Source organism: Kitasatospora sp. NPDC058492, assembly GCF_042720685.1.
Classification (GTDB): Bacteria; Actinomycetota; Actinomycetes; order Streptomycetales; family Streptomycetaceae; genus Kitasatospora.
The window spans coordinates 81,958-99,224 of record NZ_JBHXMU010000020.1 but is presented as its reverse complement, the minus strand read 5'-3'; the positions used below and the strand labels follow the sequence as shown (position 1 = coordinate 99,224).

General features: G+C 70.7%; 19 protein-coding genes. 7 read left to right on the top strand and 12 right to left on the bottom strand.

What is annotated here, in order from left to right; all coding sequences use genetic code 11:
* The 8 genes from ACFWPI_RS15975 to ACFWPI_RS15940 are packed head-to-tail and all read right to left on the bottom strand — an operon-like array spanning position 1 to position 7,638.
* Positions 1-852 (bottom strand): glycosyltransferase family 2 protein, encoded by an 852-nt coding sequence (locus ACFWPI_RS15975; RefSeq protein ID WP_380375974.1) that lies wholly within the window; start codon positions 850-852, stop codon positions 1-3.
* Positions 849-1,616 carry an HAD family hydrolase gene (locus ACFWPI_RS15970; RefSeq protein ID WP_380375972.1) on the bottom strand — a complete coding sequence of 256 codons (768 nt, stop codon included), beginning with the start codon at positions 1,614-1,616 and terminating at the stop codon, positions 849-851. The genes ACFWPI_RS15975 and ACFWPI_RS15970 overlap by 4 nt, the downstream gene beginning before the upstream one ends.
* Positions 1,613-2,635 carry an NAD-dependent epimerase/dehydratase family protein gene (locus ACFWPI_RS15965; RefSeq protein ID WP_380375971.1) on the bottom strand — a complete coding sequence of 341 codons (1,023 nt, stop codon included), beginning with the start codon at positions 2,633-2,635 and terminating at the stop codon, positions 1,613-1,615. Before ACFWPI_RS15965 ends, ACFWPI_RS15970 begins: the two co-directional genes overlap by 4 nt.
* Before the next feature lie 26 nt (positions 2,636-2,661).
* Positions 2,662-3,864, bottom strand: coding sequence for a polysaccharide pyruvyl transferase family protein (locus ACFWPI_RS15960; protein WP_380375969.1), 1,203 nt, complete (start codon positions 3,862-3,864; stop codon positions 2,662-2,664).
* 15 nt (positions 3,865-3,879) lie between these two features.
* Positions 3,880-4,920 carry a hypothetical protein gene (locus tag ACFWPI_RS15955; RefSeq protein WP_380375967.1) on the bottom strand — a complete coding sequence of 347 codons (1,041 nt, stop codon included), beginning with the start codon at positions 4,918-4,920 and terminating at the stop codon, positions 3,880-3,882.
* Positions 4,917-6,029, bottom strand: a complete 1,113-nt coding sequence (locus ACFWPI_RS15950; protein WP_380424840.1) for a glycosyltransferase family 2 protein — start codon at positions 6,027-6,029, stop codon at positions 4,917-4,919. The genes ACFWPI_RS15955 and ACFWPI_RS15950 overlap by 4 nt, the downstream gene beginning before the upstream one ends.
* Entirely contained in the window at positions 6,026-6,685 is a 660-nt protein-coding gene (locus tag ACFWPI_RS15945; RefSeq protein ID WP_380375964.1) for a phytanoyl-CoA dioxygenase family protein, read from the bottom strand. The genes ACFWPI_RS15950 and ACFWPI_RS15945 overlap by 4 nt, the downstream gene beginning before the upstream one ends.
* A complete protein-coding gene (locus ACFWPI_RS15940) occupies positions 6,682-7,638 on the bottom strand; it encodes an NAD-dependent epimerase/dehydratase family protein (RefSeq protein WP_380375962.1) in 957 nt (318 codons plus the stop codon). The genes ACFWPI_RS15945 and ACFWPI_RS15940 overlap by 4 nt, the downstream gene beginning before the upstream one ends.
* 394 nt (positions 7,639-8,032) lie before the next feature.
* Between ACFWPI_RS15940 and ACFWPI_RS15935 the strand changes: the two genes are divergently transcribed.
* Both ACFWPI_RS15935 and ACFWPI_RS15930 read left to right on the top strand, forming a co-directional pair.
* Positions 8,033-9,385, top strand: a complete 1,353-nt coding sequence (locus ACFWPI_RS15935) for a hypothetical protein (RefSeq protein WP_380375961.1) — start codon at positions 8,033-8,035, stop codon at positions 9,383-9,385.
* Positions 9,382-10,095 carry an SDR family NAD(P)-dependent oxidoreductase gene (locus ACFWPI_RS15930; protein WP_380375959.1) on the top strand — a complete coding sequence of 238 codons (714 nt, stop codon included), beginning with the start codon at positions 9,382-9,384 and terminating at the stop codon, positions 10,093-10,095. Before ACFWPI_RS15935 ends, ACFWPI_RS15930 begins: the two co-directional genes overlap by 4 nt.
* A 383-nt stretch (positions 10,096-10,478) precedes the next feature.
* On the opposite strand, the gene ACFWPI_RS15925 is transcribed toward ACFWPI_RS15930, so the two are convergent.
* Positions 10,479-11,177, bottom strand: a complete 699-nt coding sequence (locus ACFWPI_RS15925) for an HAD family hydrolase (protein WP_380375956.1) — start codon at positions 11,175-11,177, stop codon at positions 10,479-10,481.
* Positions 11,178-11,272: 95 nt separating this feature from the next.
* Between ACFWPI_RS15925 and ACFWPI_RS15920 the strand changes: the two genes are divergently transcribed.
* The gene (locus ACFWPI_RS15920; RefSeq protein ID WP_380375955.1) at positions 11,273-12,046 is read left to right on the top strand and encodes a helix-turn-helix domain-containing protein; all 774 of its coding nucleotides are present in this window, start codon (positions 11,273-11,275) and stop codon (positions 12,044-12,046) included.
* Positions 12,030-12,503: an NUDIX hydrolase gene (locus ACFWPI_RS15915; RefSeq protein ID WP_380375953.1), complete on the top strand. Its 474-nt coding sequence runs from the start codon at positions 12,030-12,032 to the stop codon at positions 12,501-12,503. Before ACFWPI_RS15920 ends, ACFWPI_RS15915 begins: the two co-directional genes overlap by 17 nt.
* Here the strand turns inward: ACFWPI_RS15915 and ACFWPI_RS15910 are convergent.
* Both ACFWPI_RS15910 and ACFWPI_RS15905 read right to left on the bottom strand, forming a co-directional pair.
* Positions 12,491-13,060: an HD domain-containing protein gene (locus ACFWPI_RS15910; protein ID WP_380375951.1), complete on the bottom strand. Its 570-nt coding sequence runs from the start codon at positions 13,058-13,060 to the stop codon at positions 12,491-12,493. The two genes, ACFWPI_RS15915 and ACFWPI_RS15910, sit on opposite strands and share 13 nt — an antisense overlap.
* On the bottom strand, positions 13,057-13,587 hold the full coding sequence (locus ACFWPI_RS15905) for a radical SAM protein (protein WP_380376000.1): 531 nt from the start codon (positions 13,585-13,587) through the stop codon (positions 13,057-13,059). Before ACFWPI_RS15905 ends, ACFWPI_RS15910 begins: the two co-directional genes overlap by 4 nt.
* A 576-nt stretch (positions 13,588-14,163) precedes the next feature.
* Here ACFWPI_RS15905 and ACFWPI_RS15900 point away from each other — a divergent pair.
* The 3 genes from ACFWPI_RS15900 to ACFWPI_RS15890 all read left to right on the top strand — a co-directional run bounded on the left by ACFWPI_RS15900 (position 14,164) and on the right by ACFWPI_RS15890 (position 16,391).
* Entirely contained in the window at positions 14,164-14,316 is a 153-nt protein-coding gene (locus tag ACFWPI_RS15900; protein ID WP_359817051.1) for a hypothetical protein, read from the top strand.
* An 81-nt stretch (positions 14,317-14,397) separates the two neighbouring features.
* Positions 14,398-15,597, top strand: coding sequence for a JmjC domain-containing protein (locus ACFWPI_RS15895; RefSeq protein ID WP_380375949.1), 1,200 nt, complete (start codon positions 14,398-14,400; stop codon positions 15,595-15,597).
* Positions 15,598-15,617: 20 nt separating this feature from the next.
* Positions 15,618-16,391 (top strand): aldo/keto reductase, encoded by a 774-nt coding sequence (locus tag ACFWPI_RS15890; RefSeq protein WP_380375947.1) that lies wholly within the window; start codon positions 15,618-15,620, stop codon positions 16,389-16,391.
* On the opposite strand, the gene ACFWPI_RS15885 is transcribed toward ACFWPI_RS15890, so the two are convergent.
* Complete coding sequence (locus ACFWPI_RS15885; RefSeq protein WP_380375945.1) at positions 16,379-17,236, bottom strand: hypothetical protein; 858 nt, start codon at positions 17,234-17,236, stop codon at positions 16,379-16,381. The two genes, ACFWPI_RS15890 and ACFWPI_RS15885, sit on opposite strands and share 13 nt — an antisense overlap.
* Positions 17,237-17,267 lie beyond the last annotated feature (31 nt).

Sequence of the window (17,267 nt, the reverse complement as noted above, 5' to 3'; positions counted from 1 at the left end):
TCACGTGCGCCTCCGGGTTTGGTCGAGGAGTTCGTGGCCTATGCCGGTCAGCACCGCTGCGGTGTAGAGGAGGGCGAGGGTTGCGGGTCGCGCGCCCCGACCGCCGGATCGGTTGCGTGTCCACTCCTTGTGCAGGCCGCTGGTTGTGGTACCCCGGCGGACTTCGCTGCGGCCCTGCCAGTAGGCCCGGCGCAGGAGGTAGCTGGGTCTGAGCCGGTGGGCGGGGATCAGGTGGTGGACCTGTGTGGTGTGCAGGACTGCGGTGGTGGCGCCGAGGGCGGCGAGCTGGCGTACCAGTGTGGTGTCCTCGGCGGAGGCGAGGTTGGTTCCGACACGGCCGAGGCGGCTGTCGAAGTCGATGCCGAGCAGGCGGAGGTGGTCGCGGTCGAGGGCGAAGCAGCCTCCCCAGATGCTGGCGGGCAGATCGGGGTGGTGGGAGCCGAGGTAGTGGAGTTGCCCCGCGGTCAGCCACCGGGGCGTTCGGTGGCCTTGGAGGTCGGCGGTGATCCGGGTGCCGGCTACGTGTGCTCCGCCGGTCAGCGCGGTGCGTAGGTTATCAACCGCGGTGGCAGTGGGGGCGATGTCGTCGTCCACGAAGACGACGTACCGGGTGGGGGCCTCTTTCAGCGCGAGGTTGCGGCTGTGGGACAGGCCGATGGTGGCGCCGTTGAAGTGCACCGTGCGCCGGTCGGGGGGCTGGGTGAGGCGTCGCCGGGTGGCGGCGTCCGCGGCGGTGTCCACGACGACCAGGAGGTGGTCGTTCGGGCCAAGGATGCCGTGGAGCCGGTCGAGGGCGGTCAGGAGCAGATCGGGCCGGTTGCTGCACATGGCCAGGGTCAGGGGAACGCTCACCTGTCGGACCCCTTCGGGGTGGGTCGACGACGGCCGACGAGGTGTTCGGCCAGGTCTGCGAGGTTGAGCAGGTGGAGGCTGTGGTCGACGGCGGGGTGTCGCCGGATCTCCAGGCGTTCGGCCCGCACCTTGCGGTAGGCGGAGACGAGGGCCGGGTCGGTGCCAGGCGGGACGGTCCAGCCGATCGGGGGTTCGACGAGGGCGGCGTGGGCTCCGAGGCGCTGGGCGGGGGCGGCGTCGTGGTCGGGGCGGTCGCCGACCATCAGGGTGGTCGCCGGGCTCCAGCCGAGCTTCGCGATGGCCCAGGCCAGTAGACCGGGGTCGGGTTTGGCGATGCCAACCGTGGTGTCGAGGGCGATCAGCGCCAGGTTGTTGGCGGCCCCGGTGTCGCGCAGGACGGTCTCGCACTCGGGCGGCTGGTTGGCCACGACGCACACCGGGCGGTCGGCGGCGAGGGCGTCGAGGGCGTCGAAGGCGCCGGGGATCAGCTGGACGTGGTCGTCCCAGGTGCGGCGGAGGTGGTTCCAGCTGTGGGTGCCGGCCGGGCTGTAGAGGCCGGGGCTGGCGGTGGCGCGGGCCCGCTGGAGGTAGAAGCGGCGCATCTCGGCGGTGAACTGGTCGATGGTGAGCGTCGGGTCCGCTTCGCCGGCGCGTTCCAGGACGCCTTGCAGCCAGGCGAGTTCGAAGGGCTCGTCGTAGTAGAGGACGCCGCCGACGTCCGTGGCGATGGTCTGGGCCGGGGGGAGGGCGATGGTCCTGGTCACGGCTTCTCTGTCCTGGAGGTGGCAGTGGTGTACCACTCGGGCTGGGTGTCGGAGTCGACTTCGAGGGCGAGGGTGCTGCGGGGCTGGACCGGGCCGTGGGCCTTGGCCCAGGCGGCGGCGGTGGCGAGGCCCTCGGCCAGCGGGGTGTCCTTCCAGTCGCCGAGCAGCATGCGGGCGAGTTCGCTGCTGGTGTAGGCGGCGTGGACTTCCTCGCGGGCGGTCAGGTGGCGGATCGGGTGGTCGGGGACGCCCATCGCCTCGCGTACGGCGTGGGCCATCTCCAGCACGGTGCAGGGCTTTTGGCTGCCGACGTTGATCACCCGGTTCCAGTGGCGCGGGTTCTCGGCGGCGTCGAGGAAGCAGCCGACGATGTCGTTGACGTAGGTGAAGGAGCGGAGCTGGCTGCCGTCGCCGTACACGGTGATCGGCTCGCCGCGCATGATCTGGTTGAGGAAGATCGCCACGGCGTTGCGCAGGGGGTCGGCCATGTTCTGCCGCGCGCCGTAGACGTTGTGCATCCGCAGTGCGGTGAAGGGCAGGCCCTGGAGGTGCGCGGTGATGGCGAGTTCGCGTTCGATGGTGAGCTTGGCGTTGCCGTAGCTGTCGGCGGGCTGCGGGTGGTCGTCCTCGCACATGGGGACGCGGCCGGTGCCGTAGACGGCGACGGAGGAGGCGTAGGAGAAGTACCGGACCTTGGTGCGCAGGGCGGCGTTGATCAGGTGGGTGCTGCCGAGGACGTTGACCTCGTAGTTGTGGGCCTTGACGGCGTGGCTGATGCCCTCGGCGGCGAACGCGGCCAGGTGGAAGACGCTGTCGAAGGAGTGGTTGGTGAACAGCTCGTCCACGGTCTTCCTGTCGGCGATGGATCCGACGACCAGGGTGGCGTCGTCGGGGACGTTCTCGCGTTTGCCGCCGTCGAGGTTGTCGAGGACGACGACGTCGTGTCCGGCGGCCAGGAGGCGGTCGGCGAGGTGGGAGCCGATGAATCCGGCGCCGCCGGTCACCAGGTGCAGGGTCATGCTGTGCTCCGATCGGGTTGACGGTCTTAGGAGTTGAGGAGGGTGCGCACGCGGGTGATGTCGGCGGCGGCGAGCGCGGTGAGGGTCGGGAGCCGGGTGGCGAGGTGCTCGCGCAGCTTGTCGGTGTCCAGGTGGGCGAGGTGCTCTGCGGCTGTCGGGTCCGCGGTGAAGGCGGCGACGTCGTGGTGCACGTCGGCGGCCGGGATGCCGGGGCCGTAGGTGTCGGCGAGGACGCCGCCGAACTTCGGGGAGTGGCCGATGGCGACGGCGGGGGTGCCGTTGGACAGGGCTCCGAGAGAGGCGTGCAGGCGTTCGGAGACGACGAGGTCGGCGGCGCCGAGCACGGTCTTGTAGTCGCCGGCCCCGGTGCCGTCGGCGTCCAGGATGTGGACGGGCACGTCGGGCAGGCGGGCGGCAATCTGCCGGGCCAGGATGCGGTCGTCGTTGTGCTGGCGGGAGTCGTGGCAGTGTGGGACGAGGACCAGCGGGCGGTGGCGCACCCGCCACAGGGTTTCGGCGAGGCGGGTCAGCGCGTCGAGGTGCTCGGCGTCGGTGATGGTGCTGTAGCGGGTGACGCCCTTGCTCGGTGCCAGGCACACGTACCGCTGCCCGGTGTCGAGGCCGGCGTCGCCGAGCAGCTGCTTCGCGCGTTCCGGGGGCGAGGGCTGGAGGAGGAAGGCGGGGTCGGCGCTCAGCAGCACCTTCTCGGCGGGCAGGGCGAGTTGCCCGATGAGGTAGGCCAGGGTGGTGGTCTCGCGGGCGGTCAGCAGGTCGAGCCTGTTGGCGGTGGCGGTGAACGCGGCCCGTTCGGTGGGGTCGGTGAAGGGGCCGACGGACTGGCCGATCATCGCGGTGGGGATGCCGAGTTGCTGGGCGCGGTCGAGCACCGCGAGGTATGGGGTGGAGACGCCGTAGCCGGAGGTGTGCAGGTCGCCGCCGGTGGCGAGGACCAGGTCCGCGTGCTGGAGCAGGCGTTCGGCGCGGGCGCGGCGGTGCGGTTCGGTTTCGACCGGCCGCATCGTGACCCAGGAGCGGGAGACGACGAACGGATCTGCGGTGCAGTCGGCGCCGGTGCCGGCCAGGGACTCGGCATCAAGGTCGGGGGTCTGGGTGAGCACGGTGACCGAGGTGTCCGGTGCGGTGGTCAGCGCGGTGGCGAGGGATCGGGCGAGGGCTTCGACGCCGCGGCTCTCGCAGCTGGTGATCCCGGTGATCAGGACGGTGGGCATGGTAGTCCTCCCGGACTAGTCGGTGAAGGCGAGGAGCTGGCCCAGGACGCGCCGGTAGTTGAAGCGGCGGCGCAGGTCGTCTTGGAGGCGGCCCAGGCGTGGGCGGTTCGCGGTGGCGTCGCGCAGCAGCCTTGCGAGGTCCTCGGCGGGGTGGTCGCCGAGGAGGAACGGGGTGATCTCTTCGCCGTAGAAGTTGGCGGTGTAGGCGAGTTCGGGCGGCAAGGCGGGCATGGTGCCGGCCGCGATGGTCTCGAACATGCGGGGGGTGAGCAGGCGCTGGTGGGCGAGCAGGGGGCGGGCCAGGATCGGGGTGATTTCGGCTTTGGCCATCTGGGTGAGGACCTGGCCGAAGGGGACGGGGCCGGTGACCTTCACTCCGCGTTCGGCCAGCCAGCCCGGCCGGTTGGCGGTGGCGGTGAGGTGGTCGGGGTGGGGGTCGCCGCTCCACCAGCGGCCGGCCACCCGAAGGTGGGCCAGCGGCGGCCGGGCCGATCGGGCGGCTTCGACCAGGTGGGCAAGGGCGTCCCAGCGCCACCAGTTCGCGCCGACGTACTGCAGCTCGTACGGCAGCTGCTCAGGGGCGTGTTCGGGGCGTCGTACCGGCTTGGGCATCGCGAAGTAGGGGAAGAACCGGGCGCCGTCCGGCAGGCGGCCGAGGCGCGGCTGGAGGATGAGGTCGCTGAGCTGCCGGTACAGCCGTTGCCACTGCTCGTGGCCGTAGGCTCCGGCAGAGTCGTCCGGGCCGAGGACGGTGTGCTTGCCCCAGTGGGCGTCCGGGTCGAGGACGATCCGGCGCTCGCGGGGGAAGCGCTCGCACAGCTCCAGTCGCTTCTCGTCGAGGAACTGGCGGCCCTCGAAGACCAGGACGAGGTGGGTGCCCCAGGTGAGGTCGTTGACGATTGGCAGCAGGTCGGGGACTTGGTCGTCCATCCGGCACAGCGGCCCGGCGAGGGCCACTTCGCAGGCGAGTGCGGGCGCGGCGCGCACGTACTCGGCGATCATGTGGGCGGAGCCGGCCTGCCAGTGGAAGTCCCCGGCGAACAGGAGTCTGGTCATGGCATGCTCCTGGCGGTGCTGGCGGTGCTGGCGGTGCTGGCGGTGCTGGCGGTGCTGGCGGTGCTGGCGGTGCTGGCGGTGCTGGCGGTGCTGGCGGTGCTGGCGGTGCGCAGGCGGCGGTGGGCGCGGCGGCGGCGGGCGATGGTGGGGGTGAGCCGCAGCAGCCACCAGGAGGCGGCGGCCGTCTCGGCCCAGCCGCGGGCCGGGGTGGTGTTGCCGCCCACGGAGCGGCCGAGGAGGTCCTCGCGCAGCCACCGTCCGGTCAGGCTGATGATGTCGGGCCAGGTCCAGGTGATGTCGGTGAGGAGGAAGTAGTAGCGGTTGCGGCGCATCTGTACCCGCCGGTAGGTGCTCGCGCCGGTCCCGCCGCCGCCGAAGTGCTGGATGCCGAGGTCGAGGTTGAGGGCGACCCGCCAGCCGGCCCATCGGGTCCGGCGGCACAGGTCGGTCTCCTCGTAGTAGGTGTGGAAGACCCGGTCAAACAGCCCGAGGGAGCGCAGGACTTCGGCGCGGACGAAGAGCGCGGCGCCCTGGACGTAGGCGTGCTCCAGGGTCTCGGGGGCGCGGCCGGCGGTGGGGCTGGCGGGCGAGGGCCGGTTGGGGCGGTCTCCCACGAAGCCGTCGGCCTCGCCCAGGCGCAGCGCGGTGCGGGACCACTCGTTGTGCTCGTCGAGGGCGACCGGCCCGCCGTCGACGTCGGCGGTGTAGGTGTAGGTGTACTGCATGGGGCCGCAGACGCCGTACTCGGGCCAGTTCTCCATGAAGGCGGTCAGCTGGTGGATCAGGTCGTTCGGCGTGCGGGTGTCGGGGTTGACGAGGAAGACGTAGTCGACGCCGTCGGCCAGGGCGGCGCGCATCCCGACGTTGTTGGCCCTCGCGAAGCCGAGGTTGCTGTCGTTCTGGATGATCCGAACCGCGGGGAAGGTGTCGCGGACCAGGGTGGTGCTGCCGTCGGTGGAGGCGTTGTCGACGTACCAGACGGTGAGGTCGAGGTCGGGGGTGTTGCCGGCGAGCAGGGTGGACAGGCAGGCGGGCAGCCAGCGGGACTCGTTGGTGCCGACCGTGATGGTGGCGACCTTCGGGCGGCGGGCGGGGGCGGGGCTGGTCACGGCGACTCCGTGTCGGCGGGGACGAATTCGATGACGAGGCTGCGGCGGGGCCGCGCGGAGGCGTTGGGGCGGGAGGCGTGGACGGTCCGCACGTCGTGCACGGCCACGTCGCCGGCTCGCGCGCCGACCGGCAGGACCGGCCCGGTGGTGCTGACTTGGTCCACGTCGGCGTCGTCGGCCAGCAGATGGCTGCTGGGGACGAACTCCTGGCAGCCGTTGCCGGTGTCGGAGTCGTCGAGGAACAGGCTCAGGTTGACCGCGGTGCCCGGACGGGTGTCGGTGCGGTCGCGGTGCCAGGGAACGGCGGCGGCCACGTGCGGCATCTTGACGATCATCGCGATGACCCGGGCCCGCGCCGGGCGGCCGAGGAGGGTCTCGGCGAGGTGGTGCAGCGGGCCGGCGGCGAACAGCCCGGCGGCGAGCGGGGCGCCCGGCTGCTGCTGGAGGTTGTGGACGCGGTAGAGCACCGGGGTGCTCTCTCCGTCGCGGGTGAAGTGCCAGAAGTCGTCGCTGCGGTGGCCGTCTTCGAAGACGGCCACCAGGGCGTCGGCTTCGGAGCGCAGCCGCGCCAGCAGCGGGTCGGTGACCACTGTGGGGACGACCGTGTACCCGTCTGCCCGTAGTCGGCCGGCGGCGTCGGCGGCCGGGGCGCTCACCGCGCGGCCCCGGCCGCGAGCTGCCGGGCGAACCAGGTCACGGTGGCGGCCAGGCCGTCCTCGACCGCCGTCTGCGGTTCCCATCCGAAGGCCTGTCGGGCCAGGGTGGTGTCGGGTCGGCGGCGCACGGGGTCGTCCTCCGGCAGGGCGACGAACTCGATGCCCGCGGCGGAGCCCGTGAGGCTGAGGATGCTGTGGGCGATGTCCAGCACGGTGCGCTCGTCCTGGGTGCCCAGGTTGACCGGGCCCGGGTGGCTGCTCGCGGCAACTGCCAGCAGCCCGGCCACGGTGTCGTCGACGTAGCACAGCGAGCGGCTCTGGTGGCCGTCCCCGGCGACCTGGAGCGGCTTCCCGGCCAGCGCCCGGGTGATGAAGGCCGGCACGGCCCGGCCGTCGTCGGTGCGCATCCGGGGACCGAAGGTGTTGAAGATCCGCACGATCGCGGTGTCGGTGCCGTATTCGCGGCGGTACGCGGCGGTGGCAGCCTCGGAGAAGCGCTTGGCCTCGTCGTAGACGCTGCGCGGGCCGACGGGGTTGACGTTGCCCCAGTAGGCCTCGGTCTGGGGGTGCTGGTGCGGGTCGCCGTAGACCTCGGAGGTGGAGGCGAGGACGAACCGGGCACCGTGGTCCTTGGCCAGCTCCAGCGCGCTGAGCGTGCCGATGGAGCCGACCGTCAGTGTCGGGATCGGGTGGCGCAGGTAGTCGGCCGGGGAGGCCGGCGAGGCGAGGTGGAACACCAGGTCCACCTCGCGGTCGACGGCGAGCTTGTCGTTGACGTCCTGCTCGATCAGCTCGAAGTGCTCGGCGCCGAGCAGGTGCTCGATGTTGGCGCGGCTTCCGGTCAGGAAGTTGTCCACGCAGACGACGGCGAAGCCGCTGCGGTGCAGCGCGTCGCACAGATGGGAGCCGATGAATCCGGCTCCACCGGTCACGACGGCGGTCCTTCGTGACATGAGGCTCCTCAGGGATAGGCATGCCGAACCCGTCCGGCGGCGCGACAGCGTCGCTGGCGGATCGGTGTGCAGGTGAGCAGACGCGAGCACGGCTGGCGTGCCGTGCTTCGGCGATCGATGCGAGTGGTCCGTCTTCGGTGACGTCATCTCGCTGCGCGGCCAGGTCATCGACGGGAACGGCTGAAGTGGTCCCTGGTCGCGTTCCCCGGCGCCCCACCGCACACCAGCGGCCGGACACCCTTCGGGGGAGCACTAGCTAACCGTCGCTCAACTCCCTTTGTGAAGAGCGGTTTTGTCGTATCCGTGTCGTATTCCGGCTCCAGCGACCACAGATGTAGCATCAGCACACAGTGGCGAAAGGGCTACAATCCGGTGAACATATCGGGGGTTGGTGATGAGCCGATCAAGCGGGTCGCGCGCAGGAGCGCGACTCGTCCACCCGCTCAGCGTCGTCCGGGACGAGCAGGACTGGACGTACCAAGACGTCGTCGACATCGTCGCCGACGCCACCAAGCGGTCCGCCGACCGGCGCAAGGCGTGGAAGTGGGAGAACTGGGGAGTCGAACCGGACGCCGAGAGCCAGGCAGCGCTCGCCATGGCGCTCGGCGTGCGCCTGGAGGAGGTGCACCGGCGCGGCTGGCCGGGGTGGCTACCGGACGGCGGGCCGGTCCGCACCGGTTTCCCCTGGACCATGGCGGGGACGCTGGATGCACTGGACGACACCCTGGAGCATGCGATGCCCGACCGGCGCGGATTCATGAAGCTCGGCGGGCAGGCCCTGACCCTGCTCGCCGGCGAGTGGCTCTCGCAGACGCCCCATGCCCTGGCTGACGCAGTCGCCGGAGGTCCGGTCGACGAGCAGCTGGTGGAAGACCTGGAAGGCGGGTTGCCGCGGCTGCGTCGGTTGGAGGCCGCGCTCGGTGGCCCCCGCGCCCGCCAACTCCTCGACACCGAGCTGGCCACCGTCACCGACCTGCTCAAGAAGGCGTCCTACAGCGAGAAGGTCGGCCGACGTCTGCTGCGTCTCAACGCCGAACTCGCCCGCCTCGCCGGCTTCGCCAGCTTCGACGCAGGACTCCATGCCGCCGCCCAGCGGTACTGGACGACTGGCCTGCGTGTCGCCCACTCCGCCGATGACCGCGCCCTGGGTGCCAACATCCTCAAGTCGCTCAGTCTCCAGTGCTACGACCATGGTCTCGTCGCCGCCGCACTCGCCCTCGCCACCGCTGCCGTCGAGGGCGCGGGTGACGTCACCCCCAGAACGCGGGCCATGCTGCTGCTGCGGCAAGCCCGTGCCGAAGCCGCCTGCGGCAACCGGGCCGCCTGCGAACACCTGCTATCCGAAGCCGAGACGCAGATGGCCCGCTCCTCGGTCACCGACGACGACCCGGCCTGGACTGGCTACTTCGACGCCGCAGAGTTCCACGCCCAGAGCGCCACCTGCTACGCGGACCTGCGCCGCCCAAGGCTGGCCGAGACCCACTTCACCACCGCGCTGGATCTCATGCCCCCGGCCAAGGGGCGCGACCTGGCCACCTACACCATCCAGAGCGCCCGCACCCACATCGCACTCGGAGGGGCCGACCACGCCGTCCACCTCCTGGAGACGGCTGTCCAGTTGGCCGCCAGTGCACCGTCACACCGCAACACGGCCCGGGCACTCGCTGCCCGAGCCGAACTCCCGATGGCCAAGAAGGACCCGAAAGTCCAACGCCTCGACCAGCTGCTCGCCACACTGTCCATATGACCACAAACCCCGCCCAGCGCGTCGCCCTCGTCTCCGGCGGCAACCGTGGCCTTGGCCTCGCCGTCGCCACCCGACTCGCCGAACAGGGAATGCACGTCGTCCTCGGAGTACGCGACCGGCTCGCCGGCCAAGAGGCCGAGAGGGCCCTCTCCAACAAAGGCCTGGCGGTCCACTCCCACGAACTGAACGTGACCGACCCGGCGAGCGTCGCCCGCGCCGTCGCCGACGTAGGCGCTGAGCTCGGGCGCCTCGATGTGCTGATCAACAACGCCGCAGTCGCCGTCGACCGCCGCCAGGCCGCTGCCGCGCCCGACTTCGAGCGCGTCCGTGCGACCCTCGACACCAACCTGCTCGGCGCCTGGCGCCTCGCCGCAGCCGCCGTGCCGGAGATGCGCAAGAACGGCTACGGGCGGATCGTCAACATCACCAGCCACCTAGGCTCCCAGAGCAACATGGGCACCGGCAACGTCTCCTACCGCGTTTCCAAGGCTGGCCTCAACGCACTCACCCAGATTCTCGCCGCCGAGCTCACCGGCACCGGCATCCTCGTCAACGCCGCCTCCCCCGGCCGAACGAACACCCGCATGGCCTACGGCGAGACCGACCGCACCCCGGACGAGGCCGCCGACACTCCGGTGTGGCTCGCCACCCTGCCCGACGACGGCCCCACCGGCGGGCTCTTCTACGAACGCGAGCCCTTGGGCTGGTGACCTTCGGCGTCCTGGGAGTCCGAGGGGTGCGGTCCATCCGTCACGGCTCGGATGAACCGCACGAGGGCGTCCGGGGTGTACCCGAGCAGATCAGCCCGGTAGACAGCCAGGAGAAGGTGCTGCGCAACCGTCTCCGCTCCGAATCCGTTCAGGCCGTCGTTGCTCCACTCCTCCAGCTTCTCCACACCCAGGTCGTTCAGAAGGACGCCGTGGTGCATCCGCGCCTCGCCATCGGCCGCCGGGCCGAGAACACCTGGCTCCGCGTCTCCAGAAGCAGCCGCCACCGGGCGCCCCGGCCGACCGGCCAGGGCGAGCAACCCGTGCGGCACAAGCTCGGGGACCGGGCCGTGGGTGACCCACGCGGGTACGGCCAACCCCCCAGTTCAGTCCCGTTCGGCGGCAACTCGCGTAAGGTGCGTCAGCAGGGCGGCCGTGTCGGTCAGGTCCGGCAACACCACTTCGGCGCCGGCCATGCGAAGGTCAGAGGCGGAATGGACCCCTGTGGCCACGGCCACGATATGAGCCCCGCTGGTCAGCGCGGCCTCGACGTCCCGAGGAGTGTCACCGACCAGCACCACAGGTGCACCCGCCGGGACAGCACGGGCATTGTGGACGCGGTCTCGGGCCACCGCAACGAGTGCCGCCCGATCCCGGTGGTCGGCACCATAGGCACCGACCTCCAGGTCCACCAGGCCGTCGAGCCCGAAGGCTGCCAGCTTCACCCGGGCGTTCGCCGCGATGTTCCCGGTCAGCACCGACGAGACGACCCCGGGCTCCTGCGCGACAGCGGTAAGGGCCTGCCGGACGCCGGGCAGCGCGCAGCCGCGCAGCCGCAGCACCTCGGACCGTGCCCGACCGGCCGCTTCGAGAGCGGCCTGGACGACGTTCCACCCCGGCTGGGCCAGACCGTCACGGTCGAACATCTCTTGCATGATCAGTCGATCGGTACGCCCTTCTGTCACCGCAGGGCCAGACGGCCGACGCTGCGCCACAGCCTCGAAAGCCGCCGCATAGATCTCCTTGCTCACTCCCGCGTTGTCGATGAGCGTGTGGTCGATGTCCCACAAGACGATGAGCGCCATCGGGCCAGCGTAGGCAACCCGTCTGGTGCGCGTCGGCTGCTACGCGTCCTAGGACGTCCTTGCGAGTCCTACCGTCGTCCGGTTGGATATCCGCTGTGAACGAGCGATTGCGCTCCGCACTCGCCCAGCGCGGTGTCTCCCCTGTGGAACTCGCGGCGGCCTGCGAGGTGGACCCCAAAACGGTGACCCGCTGGCTAGGCGGTCGCCTGCCGCATGCACGCCACCGGTGGAATGTTGCACGCCACCTGAAGGTGGACGAGGACTTCCTCTGGCCCCAGGCCCGGCCCCAGAGCGGACAGGCGTCCGGTCCCGGCACCGGCCTCGTGGCTACCTACCCCGACCGTGCCAGCGTCCCGCGGGAGATGTGGCTCTCCCTCCTACTGGAAGCAGAGCAGGGCATCGACGTGCTGGTGTTCTCGGGGACGTTCTTCGCCCAGTCGAACCCGCGCATTGCCGCCATGCTGGCGCAGCGCGCGGCGGCCGGGGTGAAGGTCCGGCTGTGCTTCGGCGACCCGCAGGGCCGCGCGGTGGCAATCCGCGGACGCGAGGAGGGCATCGGCGACGCGCTCGCAGCGAAGATCGGCGCCTCGCTGACTTACTACCGGCCGCTGCTGGGCACGCCCGGATGCGAGATCCGTCTGCACGACACCACCCTCTACAACTCGGTGTTCCGTTACGACGACGACCTGCTGGTCAACCCGCACGTGTGGGGCCAGCCGGCGTCCGCCAACCCGCTGTTGCACCTCCAGAAGGGTGGCGACCTCGGTTGGTTCGGCGGCTACGCTTCGAGCTTCGACGCGGTCTGGGCCATGGCCCGGCCGTGGACCGACGACGCGCAGGGAGGCCAGCCTCGTGGCCGGCAGGACTGAGTACTACGGCGATCCGGACGCACCGGCCGCGAACTCGCTGGTGCCCGCGAGCAACCTGCTCGTGCAGAACGAGGCCGGCGAGATCCTGTTGCAGCGCCGGCGCGACACCGGGCAGTGGGCGCTGCCCGGCGGGAAGCAGGACATCGGCGAGTCCGCGGCCGACTGCGCGGTGCGCGAGTGCGAGGAGGAGACCGGGATCAAGGCGGAGATCACCGGGCTCCTCGGCGTCTACTCCAACCCGGGGCACATCGTCGTGTACAGCAGCAACGGCGAAGCCCGCCAGCAGTTCGAGGTGGCGTACATCGGCCGCCCGATCGGCGGTATCCCGACGGTCAACGACGAGGCCGATGGCGTGCGCTGGGTGAGGCCGGGCGACCTGGACGAGTACGACATCCACCCGAGCATGCGCCAGCAGATCGGCCACTACCTCAGCGGCAAGTACCCCTACCTCGGCTGAGCCGCGGAGGCGACGCGGTGTTCGGTGCGGGCCACCGCTGCCTCGATCTCCGGCTGCGCGCGGTGGATGAACCGTCCCACCAGCGTGTCGGCTCCGTAGCGGGCGAGGATCTCCGCGACCCGCTCGCCAGCGCTGGTGGGCATGCCGTCGGGAGTGGTGGTCATGTCGCAGAAGATCAGGGCGTCCACCAGCACCTGGTCGTCGAGCAGCGGGAACTCCCGTTCCAGGGTCTCGCGCAGCCCGCGTTCCTCAGCCTCCAGCAGGGCGAGCGAGTGGTTGGCCACCAGCCGCACGAGCCGCGTATCCGCACCGTGCCGATCCCGCAGGAACCGCGCACCGTCCAGGGGGTGGAAGCCGGTCGTGGCCAGCCGAGGTGCGTAGCCGACGTCATGGAGCACGGCGGCGGCTACCAGCAGGCCGCCGTCCGGCCCGGCGACCGAGGCCAGTTGCGCGGCCTGGCGTGCCACCCCCTGGGAGTGCGCCCACCGCCTCGGCAGGGTGGCCGACAGCTCTTCCTTGGCGATCCGCCACGCCCACTGGGGCAAAGTCTCCGTCATGCTGTCGGCCTTCCCGCCCGGCGGGCGCTCCATACGCTGTGTGCAAGGGCTGTCCGGGCCACGGCCGTGGCTCGGACAGGACGTGGCGCGCTGGCGCCCGGTTCGGCTATCCGGCTGTTGCCGGGGCCAAGGACTCGCGGCCGCGCCACCGCCGCAGCACCGCCGGTACCGTGACGGTGCCGTCCGCCTGCTGGTGCTGGTTCAGCAGGGCCGGGACCAGGCGGCCGGGTGGCCAGCCCGGAGTCGTTGAGGGTGTGTACGTAGGCGGCCTTGCTTGCTGCTCGTAGCCGATCGCCTTGCCGGCGCCTGTCGGCGCGCAGCAGGTCCGCGGAGTCCCTGCGTACCGTCGGCTCCCCGCCGGTGTAGTGGACCCGCCGGAAACCGGTGTCGTAACCGGCCTGGAGGACCTCGATCGCCTCTTCCAACGACGGCTGGACGATGACCCCTTGCTTCCCCTCCGGCAGGCAGTACTGGCAGCGGATGTTGCGGCGGGACGTAATGCCGAAGCGGAGGTTCCATTTGCGCATACCGGGCGAGTACCGGCTTCCCATAACCTTCAGGGAAGTCTGCCTGATCTTGTTTTCTACGGGCACCTGCCTTTCAAAGGAAGTGAAGTCTAGGAGGAGCGCTGCGCAGATTGAATCAGTTCCAGAAGTGGGCGCCGAATCTCAGGTTTCGATTTCCTCGCGCCGTCAAAGCCGAGAATCCCACCGATTCTGGCGGGCCTAATGAGTGCCTTCCAACCACGTTCCGGGACGTTCCAGGGACGTCCCGAGACGTATCCACCGGGGGCCGCCCCTGGCGTACCCACCCGCCCTATCCTTCGGGGGTGGCAGCACAGGCCCGTGCCCGACTGCTGCGAGCAGCGGGGGGCTGGATCAAGGACCCTGGCACGGGGATGCGTGCTGCCCAGCCTGACCAGTGGTTTGCGTCATCAGGGCTCGATGACGCTAAGCCTGGAGGTCGAAGTTCCGCATTCACAGGGAAATATGACCCCAGGTAACGGCCGCTTGATGATGAGCAACCAGCGCGAGGCCGCCTATAGGCGGTGCCTTGTACGCCGTCCGCCCTCGCTAGCCCGGGGGCACGAGAGGAGCGAAAAAATGGCAGGTCAACCGGATGAGGAACTGTTGCTCGCGGTCGATGAGCTGGGGGCGGTGCACGACCGATACGACAGTCTCCGCTCGGACAACGCCGGCTCCGGCGGCGACGACCCGTGGCCCGGAGGCGACGGCAATCTGCACGACAGCGAGTGAGTGAGCCGGCTGGTGGGCGTACCGGTATCCGGACGCCCACCAGCCGGTATGGCCTGGTGATCGAGTTCAGGGGAGGTTCGCGTGGAACACAAGTTGATCAGGGCCGTGGAGTCGGCTCTGGGCTGGGCGGGACCGGAACGGATCGGTGATCGGTTCGCGAGGGGACACACGGGGGTCGAGGACCTGTCGAGGCGGTTGCTCACCCCGGAACGGTTGCTCGACCTGGTGATGCGGCGCAGTCTCGCCCGCCCGCAGTTCCGGCTGTTCCAGGAGGGTGTGGAGGTTCATCCGGCGGTCTACTTCACGGACAGCGTGAGCCCCAGGGGCCAGAGCATCTCCTTGGTCAACATGAACGCCCTGGGGCGGCTGCTCAGCGAGGGCGCGACGCTGATCCTCGACCAGGCGAACGTCGCCGATCCGACGCTGGAGGTAGCGTGCCGCGCCTTGCAGTGGTGGAGCCAGGAGCGGGTCCAGGTGAATGTTTACTGGACTACCGGCGAGGCGGAGGGGTTCCCGCTGCACTGGGATGACCACGACGTGATCGTCGTCCAACTGGCGGGCGAGAAGGGCTGGGAGGTCCGTGGCACTTCGCGAACCGCGCCGATGTACCGGGACGCCGACCCGAACTCCACGCCGAGCGAGGAGGTGATCTGGTCGGGACTGCTTCGCGCCGGCGAGGTGATGCATATCCCGCGGGGCCACTGGCACCGGGCCACTCGTGTCGGCCACGGGGACGCCGGTCACTCGCTGCACGTCACCTTCGGCATCACCAAGCGGACCGGGGCCAGTTGGATGGCCTGGCTCGGCGACTGGTGCCGCGAACAGGAGGTCTTCCGGCACGATCTCGACCGCGCTCCGGGTGTCGACGCCAGCCAGCTGATCGCCGCCGCGCAGGAGCTGGTGGACTCGCGGCCTCCGGCCGCGTTCCTCAGCGACTACCAGCGGACCGCCGCGCCGGCTCGGCAGGTGCCGCACCTGGACGTACTCGGCCCACTCACCGCGGCGGTCTGCACCACGAACTTCCGCCCGGAAATCCGCCTGGGCGACAGCGTGGTGGAGGTGACCGCGGCTGGTCGACGTCTCAGCTTTGCCACGAAGGCGGAGCCCGCGCTGCGACTGCTGCTCAGCGGACACCCCGTGGTCCTGGCGGAAGCCGAGGCCGCTGTTGGCACCGAGGTACATGCGGTGGCCGGCCTGCTGGCGAAGGAGGGGTTGTGCGCGCCGCTGACCGACGAGTTGTTCTCGGGCTACACCGGTCTCGTCACGAACGCCACCTCCTGACGGCGGCGCTGGATCATGGTGTGACCGCGATCGACACCGCGTTCAACTACCTGGGCTTCACCTCGCACGCCACGCTCGCCAACGTGGGCGGGGACCTGCTGTCCGGCTTCACGGTCTCCACCAAGGTCGGCTACTTCCCGGCCGCCGGCGGCCGGACACGTCACAGCCTCGATCCGGTGGAGCTCCGGGCCGCGCTGGAGCAGACCATTCGGGACCTGGGACGTGCACCGGACGTGGTGCTCCTGCACAACCCGGAAGCCTCGCTCACGGCCGGTGAACGAGGCGAGGAGCAGTTGGCCGCCGCCTGCGCTGTCCTGGCCGAAGCGGTAAAGGCCGGGTCTTGTGGGGCATGGGGGATCGCGACGTGGAATCCGCGCGCCGTCGCCACGCTCGATGCCCCGCTTCCGGTCGCGCCGGACGTCCTGATGGTCCGATCCGGACTGCTCGTCGGCCACGAGGTCCTGGCCACTGGTGAAGTCCTCGCCCGGGGATGGGGTATTCCGACCGAACGCCGATGGGGCATGAGCCCGTTCGGCGGGAACCCTGCCAGCCCGCCCTGGCGTCGGAGCGACCCGCGTCTCTTCCTGGCCGGTCCCGCGGGTGAGTCGACTCCGGTGCAGGCTGCCTTCCGGGTTGCCTTCGAGCTGCCGCTGGTGGGCGCGGTCGCGGTCGGCACCGACAGGCCGGATCATCTGCGCGAACTGGTCGATGCCGCCAGGCTGGCGGTCAACGCCGAACTCATCGACGGGTACCGGCGTCTGCTGGCTGAGCGGGCCGCTCGTCAGAGCGGTTGAAGCGCGCGGATCAGCTGCTCGGCCTCCAATCGGGCCGGGGCTACCCGAGGGTCGTCCGGGTGGGCGTGCGGGCCGGCGATCTTCGCCAGTACGAAGAGGCGCATCACCATGCCGTCGCGACTCTCAAGGTCCGCCCGGCGCTCGCGGCGTACGCGGTCCGCGAGCGCCGGGACGGCGAGGGAAGCGGCCAGCAGCGACGCGGAGTCCAGGCCGTGCGGCGCCATCCCCCAGTCCTCCCAGTCGAACAGGCAGAACTCGGGACCGGTGACGTTCGCCCAGTTCAGGTCGGCGTGCGCCGCGGACCACGAGAGCACCTGGGTGTTCACCGCCAGGGGGAAGGCGGTGCGGATCACCTGATCGACCAGCTGCTGGGTGATCGGCTCGGTGTCCGGCGTCGCCACCCTGGGCGTGGGCTGGGCGGCGAGCGCGTCCAGGGAGGCGTTCAGGGCCTTCCACCAGCCGTCCGAAATCTCGGGAGCGGTGGCCAGGACGGCTGTGCCGACCGGACTGCCCGGAATGCGCGACGTCTCGTCCGCTCGCCAGATCGCCCCGTCACCTGCGTCGCGCCACGCCACTGAACTCACCCAGCGGGGCATCGCCACACCGGTCAGCACGGCAGCGGTTTCCGTGCCGGCCCAGCCCTGCTCGCGGGCCCTCGCCCACGGACGGCGCTCGATGCGGACCCAGGTGTCCCGATCGGTTCCCGCTCCGACCGACCGGCGCTTCCTGACGACGCTGGTCCGGTCGAGTGCTGTGCCGAGGCGTTGCTCGACCAGTTCGAGGATGCAGTCGACCGGTTCCTTCCGGAGGTCCAGCGCGCGGCCACCTGCTACGGAGAGCGTCATGGCGGTGACGGTAGCAGGCCGCCGAGGGGCG

What these genes read in the sequence shown, in the direction of transcription:
- ACFWPI_RS15965 (WP_380375971.1), bottom strand. Translation starts at nt 2,635, where the DNA reads ATGACCCTGCACCTGGTGACCGGCGGCGCCGGATTCATCGGCTCCCAC.
- ACFWPI_RS15960 (WP_380375969.1), bottom strand. Translation starts at nt 3,864, where the DNA reads ATGCCCACCGTCCTGATCACCGGGATCACCAGCTGCGAGAGCCGCGGC.
- ACFWPI_RS15955 (WP_380375967.1), bottom strand. Translation starts at nt 4,920, where the DNA reads ATGACCAGACTCCTGTTCGCCGGGGACTTCCACTGGCAGGCCGGCTCC.
- ACFWPI_RS15940 (WP_380375962.1), bottom strand. Translation starts at nt 7,638, where the DNA reads ATGTCACGAAGGACCGCCGTCGTGACCGGTGGAGCCGGATTCATCGGC.
- ACFWPI_RS15935 (WP_380375961.1), top strand. Translation starts at nt 8,033, where the DNA reads ATGAGCCGATCAAGCGGGTCGCGCGCAGGAGCGCGACTCGTCCACCCG.
- ACFWPI_RS15930 (WP_380375959.1), top strand. Translation starts at nt 9,382, where the DNA reads ATGACCACAAACCCCGCCCAGCGCGTCGCCCTCGTCTCCGGCGGCAAC.
- ACFWPI_RS15925 (WP_380375956.1), bottom strand. Translation starts at nt 11,177, where the DNA reads ATGGCGCTCATCGTCTTGTGGGACATCGACCACACGCTCATCGACAAC.
- ACFWPI_RS15910 (WP_380375951.1), bottom strand. Translation starts at nt 13,060, where the DNA reads ATGACGGAGACTTTGCCCCAGTGGGCGTGGCGGATCGCCAAGGAAGAG.
- ACFWPI_RS15905 (WP_380376000.1), bottom strand. Translation starts at nt 13,587, where the DNA reads ATGCGCAAATGGAACCTCCGCTTCGGCATTACGTCCCGCCGCAACATC.
- ACFWPI_RS15900 (WP_359817051.1), top strand. Translation starts at nt 14,164, where the DNA reads ATGGCAGGTCAACCGGATGAGGAACTGTTGCTCGCGGTCGATGAGCTG.
- ACFWPI_RS15885 (WP_380375945.1), bottom strand. Translation starts at nt 17,236, where the DNA reads ATGACGCTCTCCGTAGCAGGTGGCCGCGCGCTGGACCTCCGGAAGGAA.